Origin of the sequence: Pseudomonas sp. Larv2_ips (assembly GCF_963879675.1) — a bacterium.
GTDB lineage: Bacteria > Pseudomonadota > Gammaproteobacteria > Pseudomonadales > Pseudomonadaceae > Aquipseudomonas.
The window spans coordinates 65,818-78,515 of the sequence record NZ_CAWOAW010000027.1 but is presented as its reverse complement, the minus strand read 5'-3'; the positions used below and the strand labels follow the sequence as shown (position 1 = coordinate 78,515).

Below are 12,698 nucleotides of genomic sequence, written 5' to 3'. Positions count from 1 at the left end.
CAGTGACTGATCCACCGCTTTCGCGAGCAAGCCCGCTCCCACATTGGCCCTTCAGTGCTGGGGCTAAATCATCCGGCGCAGGGCCGCGCAATCCTCAGCGTGCCAATCCGCCAACTCCGGCCAAGGGTTCTCGGGCACATTCACCAACACCGTCCTGGTCCCCGCCGCCCGCCCGCAATCCAGGTCAAAGCGGTAGTCCCCGACCATCACCATCTCGCTCGGCGCCACCTTCCAAACCTGCGCCAGTTTCAGCAAACCACCCGGGTCCGGCTTGGGCGGCGCATCTTCACGCCCGAGCACATCGTCGACGGCAAAGCAGTCCGCCAGGCCAATCGCCTGCAGCGTGATGTGCGCCAACTCGCGCGCATTGCGCGTCAGGATGCCCAGGCGATAACCGCGCCCGGCCAGCTCGCGCACCAGCTCCACCGCACCTTGCGCCGCCACTGCCCCCACAGCCAGCTCGCGCTCATGCGCAAGCAACCACGCGTGCTTGGCTGCCGCCACGTCCGCCGGCAAAGCTGCCAGGTGCGTGAGGATGTCGTCCTCGGGCGGAATCTCCAGGGCCACGCGAATCGCCGCAAAATCATGCACGGCGACCGTGAGGGTGCCGTCCATGTCAAACACCCAATGCTTGACGTCCGACAGGCTCATGCCCAGTCCTTGCGATGGCGAATCAAGCCTTCCTGGGTCACCGAGGCCACCAGTTGCCCGGCGCGGTTGTACACGCTGCCGCGCGAGAAACCGCGCGAGTTACCGGCCCACGGGCTGTCCATGGCGTACAGCAACCAGTCATCGGCGCGCAGGTCGGCATGAAACCACAGCGCGTGGTCGAGGCTGGCGACCTGCATATCCTTTTGCCACACGGTCTTGCCATGGGGCAGCAACGAGGTGGTCAGCAAGCCAAAATCCGAGGCGTAGGCCAGCAGGTATTTATGCAGCGCGGGCGCGTCGGCCAGCGCGCCGTCGGCTCGGAACCACACGTACTTGACCGGGTCGGACGGCTGCGGGTTGTACGGGTCTTTTTCGGTCACCGGGCGCACTTCGATCGGCTTGGGGCACAGCAACTTGTCGCGCATGTGCTCGGGGATCAGGTGCGCACGCTGCTGGGTCAGTTCCAGTTCGGACGGCAAGTTCTCCGGGCCGACCACCACAGGCATGGTGCTCTGGTGCTCAAAGCCCTTCTCGTCATATTGGAACGAAGTGGTGCAGGTGAAAATCGGGTTGCCCTTCTGGATCGCCGTGACGCGGCGCGTGCTGAAACTGCCGCCATCGCGCACACGGTCAACCGAGTACACCACCGGCAATGACGCATCGCCTGGGCGCAGGAAGTAACCATGCAGGGAATGCACATGTCGCGCTTCTTCTACGGTCTGGCTGGCAGCCGACAACGACTGGCCCAGCACCTGGCCACCGAACAGTTGGCGAAAACCCAGGTCCTGGCTGCGGCCGCGAAAGAGGTTTTCCTCGATCGGCTCCAGGGTCAGCAAGTCCACCAGATCTTCCAATACTTGGCTCATAGAGCAACTCCTACAACAATCGAGAGGGCATTCCGGGCTGCTTATCCGTGCAGCGTGTCCAACCATTGGGCGCGGGTGATGCGATACAAAACATGATGGCGCAGCGGATCATCGGCTGCGACCTTGGGGTGTTCAAAATCTGCCTGGGGATCGTAATGCATACCGATGGCCTGCATGACTTTTTGTGATGGCAGATTGGTTTCGGTGGTGAAGGCGAGAATTTCATCCAGCTGCAGTCGGTCAAAACCACACCGCAGCGCGGTCCACGCCGCCTCACTGGCGTACCCCAACCCCCAATGTTCGCGGGCCAGGCGCCAGCCGATTTCCACCGCCGGGGTAAAGTCCGCTTCAAAGCTGACATTCAGCAGCCCGGTCAGGCCGATAAATTCGCCGGTGTCCTTGCGCTGCAAGGCCCACAGGCCAAAGCCGTATTCAGCGAAATGCCCGCGAATCCGGCCGATCAACGCCGCGCTTTCCAAGTGGCTCAACTTGGCCGGGAAATAACGCATCACCTGCGGGTCGGCGCACATGCGCGCAAATTCCGGTAGGTCGCTGTCGCGCCATTGGCGCAGCAGCAAGCGCGCGCTTTCCAATTCCAGTATCGGCTCCATGGGTCCCCTCCCTTGCCATGTGCGTGAGTGTACAGCGCTGGTAAGATCCTTCGCAGGTTCCCGTCAGAAAATCCCATGCCATTGCCATTGATCTACCACGATGACTACAGCCCTGAGTTCCCGGCAGACCACCGGTTTCCCATGGACAAGTTTCGCCTGTTGCGCGACCACCTGGTGGACAGCGGGCTGACCGAGGACAGCCAATTGCTGCGACCAGAGGTATGCCCGGCGCAGATTCTGGCCCTCGCGCATGAACCGGGGTACATCGAGCGCTACATGAGCGGTGAGCTGTCGCGCGAAGACCAACGGCGCCTCGGCCTGCCGTGGAACGAAGCCCTGGCGCGTCGCACCGTGCGCGCGGTCGGCGGCTCGATCCTCGCGGCCGAACAGGCGCTGCAACACGGCCTGGCCTGCCACCTGGCGGGCGGCACCCACCACGCCCATTACGATTACCCCGCCGGCTTTTGCATCTTCAATGACCTGGCGGTGATCAGCCATTACCTGCTGGCCAGCGGCCGGGTCAACCGCGTGCTGATCTTCGACTGCGACGTGCACCAGGGCGACGGCACTGCACGCATCCTCCACGACACGCCGGATGCCATCACCGTGTCGCTGCACTGTGAAAAGAACTTCCCCGCACGCAAGGCTCAGAGCGACTGGGACATCCCGCTGCCCATGGGCATGGGCGATGCCGATTACCTCAAGGTGGTGGACGACGCGCTCAACTACCTGCTGCCGCTCTACCAGCCTGACCTGGTGTTGTACGACGCCGGTGTCGATGTGCATAAGGACGACGCCCTCGGTTACCTCAAGCTGACAGACGCAGGCGTTGCCGCCCGCGACGAGAGCGTGATGCGCCACTGCCTGGGCCGCGACATCCCGGTGATGGGCGTGATCGGTGGCGGCTACAGCAAAGACCGCCCGGCCCTGGCCCGCCGCCACGGCATCCTGCACCACAGCGCTCAGCGGGTGTGGACGTCATCAGGGTGTCATTGAACTGTGCGCGTTACCCACAATGCCTGTGGAACGGCCTGTGGATAACTTGAGCGTAAGCGCCTGAAAGCGCACAGCCGTATGGCCTGTAGGAAAGTGTACGTTTTTTGATCAGGCAGCCACGCTGCCGTCGGGTAGAATGCTCGGCCTATTCAACGACCGTAGCCTTGCCCATGCCTCAGCACCCTTCTCGACACGTCACTCTTATCGGCGGCGGCCCAGCCGGGCTGATGGCCGCTGAAGTCCTGAGCCAGGCGGGCGTGCGGGTAGACCTGTATGACGGCATGCCGTCAGTGGGCCGCAAGTTTCTGCTCGCGGGTGTGGGCGGCATGAACATCACCCACTCCGAGGCGTACCCGGCGTTCCTGTCGCGCTACGCCGAACGCGCGCCGAACATGGCGCCGCTGCTACGAGCCTTTGGTGCCGAGGCGTTGTGCGAGTGGATTCATGGGCTGGGCATACAAACCTTCGTCGGCACTTCCGGCCGCGTGTTTCCTACCGACATGAAAGCCGCCCCGCTGCTGCGCGCCTGGCTCAAACGCCTGCGCGATCAAGGCGTGGTTATCCACACCCGGCATCGCTGGCTGGGCTGGACGGCCGACGGCGGTTTACTTATCCACAGCTCGGACGGCGAAAAAACGGTCCACAGCGATGCGGTGTTGCTGGCCCTGGGCGGCGGCAGCTGGTCGCGCCTGGGCTCCGATGGCGCCTGGCTCAAGTTGCTGGAAGACAAAGGCGTGCCCTTCGCGCCGTTACAACCGAGCAATTGCGGCTTTGAGGTGTCAGCCTGGAGCGAATTGATGGTGAGCAAATTCGCCGGCGCGCCGTTGAAAAACGTCGCCATCGGCGTGGCAGATGACAAGCCTCGGTTGGGGGAATGCGTGGTCACCGCCATGGGCATCGAGGGCAGCTTGATCTACGCGCTGTCGGCGCCGATTCGTGAAGCGATCAATCGCGATGGCTCAGCCACGGTGCATATCGACCTGCTGCCGAGCAAGCCGCTGGACAAGGTCCAGGCTGCACTGGCCAAGCCGCGTGGTTCGCGCTCGATGAGCAAGCACTTGCACAGCCAATTGGGCCTGGACGGGGTCAAGGCGGCCCTGTTGCGTGAGCTGGCGCCTGCGGAACACTTCCACGATCCGGCGCAACTGGCGGTGGATATCAAGGCATTGCCGCTGACACTGGTGAAAACCCGGCCGATGGATGAAGCCATCAGCACGGCGGGGGGTGTGCCCTTTGAGGCACTGGATGAGCGGTTGATGCTCAAGCAATTGCCAGGCGTGTTTTGCGCCGGGGAGATGCTGGATTGGGAAGCGCCGACGGGCGGCTATTTGCTGACCGGGTGTTTTGCCAGCGGCAGAGCGGCTGGGCGGGGAATGTTGGAATGGCTTAAGCGCTGAGGTCTGTGGCCACTTCAAAGCCGCCTTCGCAGGCAAGCCAGCTCCCGCATTTTGAGCTGTGAATACATTCAAAATGTGGGAGCTGGCTTGCCTGCGATGAGGCCATCAGCAGCGCCGCAAAATCACTTCTTCTTGCGCGGCCCAGTGTTGAAAACCGGCACCTTGCGCACCGGCTTGATCGACGGCTCAGCCGGCGCTACGTCCCCACTGTCCACCCACTTACCCAAATTGCGCTTACCGCCGCCACCGCCCGACGTCTTTGGCTTCTTCGGCTTTTTCGGTTTTTTCACCACCTGCCCACTGGCATCGGTGTCCGGCACACGGTGCTCCGGCTCAAAATCCGGCTCCATTTTGCGGGTCAGGGTCTGACGCGTGAGCATCTCAATAGCCGACAGCATGTTCACCTCATCGGCACACACCAGCGAAATCGCCTCGCCGGTGTTGCCCGCACGGCCGGTGCGACCGATACGGTGAATGTAGTCCTCGGCCACGATTGGCAGGTCAAAGTTGACCACCATCGGCAAGTCTTCGATGTCCAGGCCACGGGCTGCCACGTCGGTGGCTACCAGAATCTGCACTTCGCTGGATTTGAAGCGGTCCAGCGCACGCTGGCGGGTTGCTTGCGGTTTGTCGCCATGGATGCCATCGGCATTGATGCCCAGGCCCTGCAACTTGTCTACCAGCGCATCCACACCGTTACGGGTCTTGGCAAACACCAGCACCTGCTTCCAGCGACCTTTGCGCATCAGGTGCACAAACAGCTCCGCCTTGCGCTTCTTGTCCACCGGCACCACCCACTGTTTCACGGTGTTGGCGGCGACGTTGCGCGGGCTGACTTCAATGCTCAGCGGGTCGTTGAGCATCTGCCCGGCGAGCGAGCGGATTTCATCGGAGAAGGTCGCGGAGAACAGCAAGGTCTGGCGCTTTTTCGGCAGCATGCGGTAAATGTTCGCCAGTTCTTCCGAGAAGCCCAGGTCGAGCATGCGGTCGGCTTCATCCAGCACCAGGGTTTGCAACTGGTTGAGCTTCAGCGCGTTCTGGCGGAACAGGTCGATCAGGCGGCCAGGCGTGGCGACCAGAATGTCGACGCCCTTGCGCAGCTTCATCATCTGCGGGTTGATGCTCACGCCGCCGTACACCGCGTACGTGGTCAGCGGCAGGTGTTGGGCGTACTCGGCGACGCTGGCGTGAACCTGCTCGGCCAGCTCGCGGGTCGGGCACAGAATCAGCGCACGCGCCGAGTTGGCGGCGACTTTCGGCCCTTCCATGGTCAACAGTTGCAGGAGCGGCAAGGCGAAACCTGCGGTCTTGCCGGTGCCGGTCTGGGCCGCGGCCATCAGGTCGCGACCGGCCAGCACCGCCGGAATGGCTTGCGCCTGCACCGGCGTCGGGGTCTGGTAGCCAAGCGTCTCAAGGGCGCGCAGCAAGGGTTCGATCAGGCCAAGTGTGGCGAAAGTCATGTGTTTACCGTAGGAAAAATTCAGCGCAAGGGCGTAATGCGCGGCAGTTTACCTTATTTCCGGCTTGGGCTTTCGCCACTGGGGCAGGCTGATCAGCAACACCGCGCTGATGATCACCAGCATCGCCAAGGCTTCCTCCATGCCGATGGTCTCGCCGACGAACACAATACCCAACAACACCGCGACGGCCGGGTTCACGTAGGCATAGCTGGTCGCCGCTGCCGGGCGTACATGCTTGAGCAGGTACATATAGGCATTGAAGGCGATGATCGAGCCGAACACGGCCAGATAAGCCAAGGCCAGCCAGCCTTCAATCGGCGGGATTGAATGCAGGCGCTCACCGGTCAGCGCACTGCCCACCAGCAGCAAGGCACCGGCGATGATCATCTCGGCCGCACTGGCCATGGCGCCGGCCGGCAGCGGCAAGTGCCGGCTCCACACCGAGCCGAAGGCCCAGGAGGCGGCGGCAAACAGCAGCAACATCGCCCCGGTCGGGCTCGACTGCAGGTTGGAGCCCATGTTGAGCATGGCGATGCCGATAATCCCCAGCACCACGCCGGCCCACTCCAGGCGCGTATTGCGTGCGCCCCAGAAATACCCACACAGCAACGTGAACAACGGCACCGTCGCCACCGCCAACGCGGCCACGCCGGAAGCAACGCCGGTGTGCTCGGCAACCGTCACCGCGCCATTACCAAAGGTCAGCAGCAACACGCCGATCTTGGCCGCGGCCTTCCACTGCACCCACGTCGGCGCAGGCGCCCCGCGCCAGCGCAAATAGCCATACATCACCAACCCCGCTACCAGGAATCGAATCCCGCCCAGCATCAGCGGTGGCCAATACTCCACGCCGATTCGAATGACCAGGTAGGTAGAACCCCAGATCACATACAGCGCAAAAAAAGCGGCAATCAACGGTAAGGGAAAGCGACGTGGGCCAGGCATTGGGTAGCTCTGCGGCAGAATATTGGAGGCTTATTCTAAAAAGGCAGCACGCTGAACATAAGTTACAAAACCTGTTTAAAGCGCCCATACACTTTTCAAAACATGGTTCTGAAGGCTATAACCCGTGTATTCGAAAGCCACGCATCACCGGAGCCTTATCATGGACAAATACGACCGCATGCTCCTCAGCGCCCTGCTCGAGGATGGCCGCGCGTCCTATGCGCAGTTGGCACGCACCGTAAACCTCTCCGCCCCCGCCGTGGCCGAGCGCGTGGCCAAGCTGGAAGCCAGCGGGGTGATCACCGGGTATCAGGCCAAGGTCGACCTGTCGAAAATCGGTTTGCCGATCCAATGCACGATAGAGCTGCGCCTGACCAACAATGGCAGCCAAAAGGTTTACGACGCCCTCGCGGAAATCCCCGAGCTGACCGAATGCCACCGGGTAACAGGCGACCCGTGCGTGATTATGCAGGCGGCCGTGGGCTCGATGCCGGAGCTGGAGAACCTGATCAACCGGGTGGCTAAGTTCGGGTTCAGCAAGACCTCGATCATTTTGTCGAGCGCGATAGCGCGGCGGGTGCCGTTGGGGCAGTTGGAACGCAATGGGAAAAATGGCGGCTGATACACCGTCATCGCTGCGATGCGGCGCCCCGACAAGCCAGCTCCCACAGTAGATGGCATCCAGCCCTGGCGACTCGGTCAACCGTGGGAGCTGGCTTGCCTGCGATGGCGTCAGTTGCTTCAACGAAGACTTGAGCGCTGAGCAATCAACTCGACAACCTGCTTGATGGTCGTGATGTGATCCCAGTCTTCCTGAGTCGCCTGCAGGTTGAATTGCCACTTAATCTGCATACCGAAGCAGGTCAAATCGTCATCAATGATCGTGAAGTCATGGATGAAATCCGTGTGATCCGTCACTTGGCTTCGGTCGATAAAACCAATGATATCGACGAACAGCTGAATCACCTTTTCGCAGATCTCGGCTCGGGTCGGGCTACCTTCCATTTCTCGCCTCATAGGCACACTTGCCAATACTGATCAGGTCAAAAATAGCCAGCCCCACAGCAACGAAGGGAATGCCCCGTCCAATAATGCCAAATACGCGGACGGTGCCAAACGTTGCTTTTGCCAACCTGGCCGCTGTTGGCTGCCTGATCAGCTTACGAGGGAAAAAGCGCATTCCAATAAGGCTCGCCAGGTTCGTCGTTTTGCTGGAGCCGACGTGGATCCCGTTTCACCATCGTCAAAGTTACCCCCGATCCACCCAACTTCCTCAGCGAAGACGCCCTGCTCAACCGGCGAGCCATCGACTACTACCTCAAAGCCTCCGCCCCGGATGCGCCCAACTTTGTTCTGAACGACAACCTGAGCTTCGAAAACGCGCTCGCGCATGCAGCCGACTTGCTGCATTGCGCGGTGGAGACGGCGCACGTGTCGGCTGGGGCGATGAATGCACAACAGCGGGCGGTGATGCATTTGGTGGGGATGGCGAAAGAACTGGTGGGTCGGGCGTTGGAATGCGTGCAGCCTCGATGAACACGGCATAACCCCTGTGGGAGCGGGCTTGCTCGCGAAGGCGGTGTATCAGTCAATTGATCCGGCGGCTGACACACTGCAGTCGCGGGCAAGCCCGCTCCCACATTTGATCTTCAGTATTCTTATGGGGTGTGGTCGGTTTAGAACCCGCGGTGCTTCTTCAGATGCTCATTGATCTTCGCTGCCGGCACTTTCTGCAAGGTGCACAGCAGGTCGTGGGACAGTTCGCGCAACCCATGCGTACCGCGCAGTTGCTCGGCCAGGTGCGCCGTCAAGTTAGCTGCCATTTCGGCATCTGCCATCGCCCGGTGAGCCTTGCCGGTGTGGGGCAGTTGGGCGAATGAATTCAACGTGCCGAGTTTGTGGTTCGGCGCCGACGGCATCAAGCGGCGGGCCAGCAGCAGCGAGCAGGCGAATTTTTGCAGGCGAGTGCGGCGGATCAGGCCCAGCTCAAAATCCCAGAACTTTTGGTCGAACGCGGCGTTGTGCGCCAGCAGTGGCGTGGTGCCGACGAATTCATTCACTTCGTTCATCACGCGCTCGGCCGGTGGCGCGCTGCGCAGCATGGCGTTGCTGATGCCGGTGAGCTGTTCGATAAAGCCCGGCACACGCACACCGGCATTCATCAGGCTCTGGTAGCGGTCCACGATCTGGCCGCGTTCAAGGATGACCACCGCGATTTCCGTGGCCCGGCAGTGGCTGCTCGGGGTGATGCCGGTGGTTTCAAAGTCGATGACCGCTATACGTTCCAAACCTGTTCCAACTCCGTCTGACAATTGACTTATTTAAGCAGCAGCGCGCCTTCGATCGGCACGTAGCGGCTGGCGGCGCGGATCAGCGAGTTGGCCGTCAGCCCCGGAACGCCATAGGCCACGGCTTCGACGCCATGCTTTTGGATGATGCGCTCGAGCAGCATGTCGAAATCACCGTCGCCGGAGGCCAGCACCACTTCGTCGACGTGGTCGGCGGCGTCCATGATGTCGAGGGTGATGCCCACGTCCCAGTCGCCCTTGGCCGAGCCGTCGCTGCGTTGGATGTAGGGTTTGAGTTTTACCGTGAAGCCCAGGTTGCGCAGGATCTGCTGGAATTGCTGCTGCTTGCTGTCGCCACGGTCGATGGCGTACGCATAGGCTTCGACGATCTGCCCCCGCGCGCTGATGTCAGCCCACAGGGCGGCGTAATTGAAGTGGCAACCGTAGGCCTGGCGCACGGTGTAGTAGAGGTTTTGTACATCGGCGAACACCGCAATTTTCTTCACCGCACTTCCCCATGGTTGCCACTTGGACCTCGGACGTGAGAGCCCGCAAAGGCGCCAGTATGCCAGCCATGGGAAAGTTTCAGCGAAAAATCAGCCCGGGGCGACGAAGCGCCCCGGTTGAAGGCGGGTCAGACGAAGGAATCGTCGTCGCCAAACGAGGAGGAATCGTCGCCATAGTCGCTGTCGGCGAAGCTGTCCGAGGCATTGTCGCTGCCCCAGCTGTCATTGCCGGCAAACTTCTGGTCGTCGTTGCCCCAATTGCCGTTATCACTGGCGGGCGCCGGTTCTTCGCGGATGATTTCTTCCACCACTTGCGGCTGTTGCGAGTTGTGGTTGAACAAGCTGCTGATGCCTTCGGCCAGCATCACACCACCGGCCACGCCGGCAGCGGTTTTCAACGCCCCGCCGAGAAAGCCACTGCCAATCGGTGCTGCGGGCGCTTGTTGGGGCTGTTGATAGTTTTGCTGCGGCGCGCCGTAGTTTTGCTGCGGCGCAGGCTGGCCGAACGAAGGCCGCCCAGGCTCACGCCAGCCGCCACCGGAAGCCGCCGGCGCAGTTTGCGCGGGTTGCGGATCACGGGAGCCGCCGCCAAAGATGCTCGACAGAAAACCGCCACTGCTCGGCGCCGGCTGTGCTGCCTGAGCCTTGGCCTGCTGCAACTCATCCTGCAACTGCTGGATCTGCTGCGCCTGTTGCTTGTTCTGCGCGTCGAGGCTCTTGATCGCGTGTTCTTGCACCAGGATCGACTGGGTCATGTAGTACCCGGCGGCCGGTTGGCGAGTCATGTGCTCCTTGATCCGCGCTTCAGCCAGGGCGTCGCGGGGGGCTGAGTCCTTTTCGGCTTGCTGCAGCCGTGAAAACAGTCCATCGATCAGGGTTTGCTCTTCGCTGTTCATGGCGACCTCGTTAGATTGCCGGTAAAAATCATGGGCCCGCCTGTGATCAGGCGAGCTACACACTAGTTATGGGGTTGTTACCAGACGTTTCAATGGTCTTTACGCAAGGTTTACGTTTGCTTACCTTTCGTCATGATCGGTTAAAGTATGGGCCTTGCTTTTCGGCCTGTGATGAACCTGATGAATCCGTTAGACGTTTTGCGCGACTCCTTCCGTTTCACCCAACGCAATCTGGGCGCTATCGTCCAGCTGTGCCTGCCGTTGGTGATTCTCGAAGCCCTGCTGCAACAAGTGCTCGATCACACGCTGGGCCCGGACGCCTTCCCCGGCTACAGCGTGGTGGTGGGGCTGTTGGTGTACCCGCTGTACACCGGCGCGTTGATCCTGTTTCTGGATGCGCGCACCCGTGGGGAGTCGCCGCGGACCAAAGACGTGTGGGCCATGGCACTGACCCTGTGGCCGCGTTTCGCGCTGCTCACGGCCATCAGCACCTTGCTGATCCTGCTGGGCTTGTCGCTGTATTTCCTGCCGGGCCTGTGGCTGATGGTGGTGCTGGCGTTTGCCGAGTACCTGTTGGTGTTACGCGGTATGTCGGCGCTGGAGGCGATGAAGGAAAGTTTTCGCCTGACCCGTGGGCATTTCTGGCGAATCCTGGTGTGCCTGCTGTGCGTGATGACGCCGCTGTGGCTGCTCAAAGGCGCCAGCGTGGCGGCCTACCCTGACCCTGCGCCGCTGCTGGGCGTACTGATCGACAGCGCCCACAGCTTCCTGCAGCTGTTTACCAGCGTGGTGCTGTTCCGTTTATTCATGCTGATCGGTGGCGATGCCGACGCGCGGTGATATGCTCCTGCCACTCCTGAAACGCCATAAGCCGAGCCGATGACCCGTTTATTGCGCATCACCCTGTTGAGCCTGCTGATTATCGCGGGCCTGCTCGCCGCCCTGATCTACAGCCTGACCTGGCGCCCCGTCGACAAACAAACCCTGCCAGTAAGCTGCGTCGCGCCGCGTGCGCCAACGCTGCTGCCCGGGCAGGCGCTGAAGGTCATGACCTGGAATGTGCAATACCTGGCGGGCAAGAACTATGTGTTCTGGTACGACACCGCCGACGGCAACGGCCCGGATGATCGCCCTACCGTGGAAGACATGGCCTCCAGCCTCGACGAAGTGGCGCGGGTGATCCGCGACGAACAACCCGACATCCTGCTGCTGCAGGAACTCGACGAAAACGCCAAGCCCTCCCATTACCAGGACCAGATCGCCCTGCTGCAGGAACGCTTGGTCGATCTCTACCCGTGCAGCGCCCAGGCCTTCGATTGGAAAGCCGACTTTGTGCCCAGCCTGCATATCTTCGGCAGCGTCGGCCGCAAGCTGGTGACGCTCAGCCGCTACCAGATCGAACACGCCGAACGCCTGCAACTGCCGGTGTCTCCGGCCAACTTCATCAGTCGCCAGTTCCAACCCAAACCCGCCTTATTGTTGACCTACTTGCCGTTGAGCGATGGTGGCCAATTGGCCGTGCTCAACACCCGGCTGGACGGCGATAAGCCTGGGCGTTCAGCGGTGCAGGAGCAGGTAAAAGCCACGGTCAAGCTGCTGGACAAGTTCGAAGGCCGTGGCACGCCGTGGTTGATTGGTGGGGATTTCAACTTGCTGCCGCTGGGGCAATTCCTGCGCCTGGACGCGGGCAAGCGCGGGCAGTATTCGCCGGACAGCGAGCTGCACCTGCTGTGGGATAAATACCCGATGATCCCCAGTAACAGTGAATCCAGCGGGATTGACCGGGCGAAGTGGCTAACGCACTTCCCCAATGACCCGAGTGTGGATGGGCCGGATCGGACCTTGGATTATTTGTTCTACAGCCCAAGGATCAAGCGGGTAGAGGCCAAAGTACGGCAAGAAGACACACTGCGTATCTCCAACCACCTACCCGTGATCGCCCGGTTCCTGCTCCCCGCCGCGCAATAACCCACACTTAACACTCTGTGGAAAGCTGGCTTGTGTGGGAGCTGGCTTGCCTGCGATAGCATCACCGCGGTGAACCCGATAGACCGAGTCGTCTGTATCGCAGGCAAGCCAGCT

General features: G+C 61.5%; 15 protein-coding genes. 6 read left to right on the top strand and 9 right to left on the bottom strand.

All coding sequences use genetic code 11. The annotated features are described in order from the left end of the window. Nucleotides 1-63: 63 nt before the first annotated feature. From AACV02_RS17340 to AACV02_RS17330, 3 genes are read right to left on the bottom strand one after another with little or no spacing between them, the layout of a single operon-like run. The gene (locus AACV02_RS17340) at nt 64-651 is read right to left on the bottom strand and encodes an HAD family hydrolase (RefSeq protein ID WP_119740943.1); all 588 of its coding nucleotides are present in this window, start codon (nt 649-651) and stop codon (nt 64-66) included. After that, on the bottom strand, nt 648-1,517 hold the full coding sequence (tesB, locus tag AACV02_RS17335; protein WP_119740941.1) for an acyl-CoA thioesterase II: 870 nt from the start codon (nt 1,515-1,517) through the stop codon (nt 648-650). Before tesB ends, AACV02_RS17340 begins: the two co-directional genes overlap by 4 nt. Before the next feature lie 41 nt (nt 1,518-1,558). Further along, nucleotides 1,559-2,128 carry a GNAT family N-acetyltransferase gene (locus AACV02_RS17330; RefSeq protein WP_106579319.1) on the bottom strand — a complete coding sequence of 190 codons (570 nt, stop codon included), beginning with the start codon at nt 2,126-2,128 and terminating at the stop codon, nt 1,559-1,561. A gap of 75 nt (nt 2,129-2,203) precedes the next feature. Between AACV02_RS17330 and AACV02_RS17325 the strand changes: the two genes are divergently transcribed. Beyond that, nucleotides 2,204-3,124, top strand: coding sequence for a histone deacetylase family protein (locus AACV02_RS17325; RefSeq protein ID WP_106579320.1), 921 nt, complete (start codon nt 2,204-2,206; stop codon nt 3,122-3,124). Between the two features lie 170 nt (nt 3,125-3,294). Then, the gene (locus AACV02_RS17320; protein WP_119740938.1) at nt 3,295-4,521 is read left to right on the top strand and encodes a TIGR03862 family flavoprotein; all 1,227 of its coding nucleotides are present in this window, start codon (nt 3,295-3,297) and stop codon (nt 4,519-4,521) included. Nucleotides 4,522-4,643: 122 nt separating this feature from the next. On the opposite strand, the gene AACV02_RS17315 is transcribed toward AACV02_RS17320, so the two are convergent. Both AACV02_RS17315 and yedA read right to left on the bottom strand, forming a co-directional pair. After that, a complete protein-coding gene (locus tag AACV02_RS17315; protein WP_119740936.1) occupies nt 4,644-5,981 on the bottom strand; it encodes a DEAD/DEAH box helicase in 1,338 nt (445 codons plus the stop codon). A gap of 48 nt (nt 5,982-6,029) precedes the next feature. Next, nucleotides 6,030-6,926, bottom strand: a complete 897-nt coding sequence (gene yedA / locus AACV02_RS17310; protein ID WP_106579323.1) for a drug/metabolite exporter YedA — start codon at nt 6,924-6,926, stop codon at nt 6,030-6,032. A 160-nt stretch (nt 6,927-7,086) separates the two neighbouring features. Here yedA and AACV02_RS17305 point away from each other — a divergent pair, with 160 nt between their 5' ends. Continuing rightward, on the top strand, nt 7,087-7,548 hold the full coding sequence (locus AACV02_RS17305; RefSeq protein WP_106579324.1) for an Lrp/AsnC family transcriptional regulator: 462 nt from the start codon (nt 7,087-7,089) through the stop codon (nt 7,546-7,548). Between the two features lie 119 nt (nt 7,549-7,667). Here AACV02_RS17305 and AACV02_RS17300 read toward each other — a convergent pair whose 3' ends face one another. Further along, nucleotides 7,668-7,931, bottom strand: coding sequence for an acyl carrier protein (locus tag AACV02_RS17300; protein ID WP_119740934.1), 264 nt, complete (start codon nt 7,929-7,931; stop codon nt 7,668-7,670). A 234-nt stretch (nt 7,932-8,165) separates the two neighbouring features. On the opposite strand from AACV02_RS17300, the gene AACV02_RS17295 reads away from it, so the two are divergent. Beyond that, the gene (locus AACV02_RS17295; RefSeq protein WP_119740931.1) at nt 8,166-8,462 is read left to right on the top strand and encodes a DUF6124 family protein; all 297 of its coding nucleotides are present in this window, start codon (nt 8,166-8,168) and stop codon (nt 8,460-8,462) included. A 140-nt stretch (nt 8,463-8,602) separates the two neighbouring features. Here the strand turns inward: AACV02_RS17295 and AACV02_RS17290 are convergent, their stop codons facing one another. From AACV02_RS17290 to AACV02_RS17280, 3 genes are all read right to left on the bottom strand, one after another. Next, nucleotides 8,603-9,214 carry a 3'-5' exonuclease gene (locus AACV02_RS17290; RefSeq protein WP_106579327.1) on the bottom strand — a complete coding sequence of 204 codons (612 nt, stop codon included), beginning with the start codon at nt 9,212-9,214 and terminating at the stop codon, nt 8,603-8,605. A 29-nt stretch (nt 9,215-9,243) separates the two neighbouring features. After that, nucleotides 9,244-9,720 carry a LabA-like NYN domain-containing protein gene (locus AACV02_RS17285; RefSeq protein ID WP_119740929.1) on the bottom strand — a complete coding sequence of 159 codons (477 nt, stop codon included), beginning with the start codon at nt 9,718-9,720 and terminating at the stop codon, nt 9,244-9,246. 128 nt (nt 9,721-9,848) lie between these two features. Next, the gene (locus tag AACV02_RS17280) at nt 9,849-10,616 is read right to left on the bottom strand and encodes a DUF2076 domain-containing protein (protein ID WP_119740928.1); all 768 of its coding nucleotides are present in this window, start codon (nt 10,614-10,616) and stop codon (nt 9,849-9,851) included. Nucleotides 10,617-10,796: 180 nt separating this feature from the next. Here AACV02_RS17280 and AACV02_RS17275 point away from each other — a divergent pair, with 180 nt between their 5' ends. Further along, complete coding sequence (locus AACV02_RS17275) at nt 10,797-11,456, top strand: YciC family protein (protein ID WP_119742768.1); 660 nt, start codon at nt 10,797-10,799, stop codon at nt 11,454-11,456. Nucleotides 11,457-11,495: 39 nt separating this feature from the next. Next, nucleotides 11,496-12,584, top strand: coding sequence for an endonuclease/exonuclease/phosphatase family protein (locus tag AACV02_RS17270; protein ID WP_119740926.1), 1,089 nt, complete (start codon nt 11,496-11,498; stop codon nt 12,582-12,584). Nucleotides 12,585-12,698: the final 114 nt, after the last annotated feature.